The organism is Clostridium polyendosporum (assembly GCF_018332455.1).
GTDB classification, from domain to species: domain Bacteria; phylum Bacillota; class Clostridia; order Clostridiales; family Clostridiaceae; genus Clostridium_AY; species Clostridium_AY polyendosporum.
The window spans coordinates 1-227 of the sequence record NZ_BOPZ01000126.1; the positions used below are offsets into that span (position 1 = coordinate 1).

The following is a 227-nucleotide window of genomic DNA, read 5'->3' on the forward strand; positions in this document are numbered from 1 at the left end:
GACGTCCACGTTACCCCTGGTAACGTAAGCGATAGTGATCCAATACTAAAAAGAATAGATAGAATTAATGAAACTTTTGATATAAAGCCTAAATACATAGGTTTAGATGCTGGTTATTCAACTAATCCTATGTTTAAAGGAATAACAGATAGAAAAATAATTCCTGTAGTTGCTTATAGAAGATTCCCTCATAAAAAAGGTATGTTTAGTAAAAATAAGTTTATTTA

At 29.5% G+C, this 227-nt stretch carries 1 protein-coding gene; it reads left to right on the top strand.

The genetic code is table 11. The features are described 5' to 3' along the window. On the top strand, window positions 1-227 hold a 227-nt coding region (locus CPJCM30710_RS17690), incomplete at both ends, for a transposase (protein ID WP_212905410.1).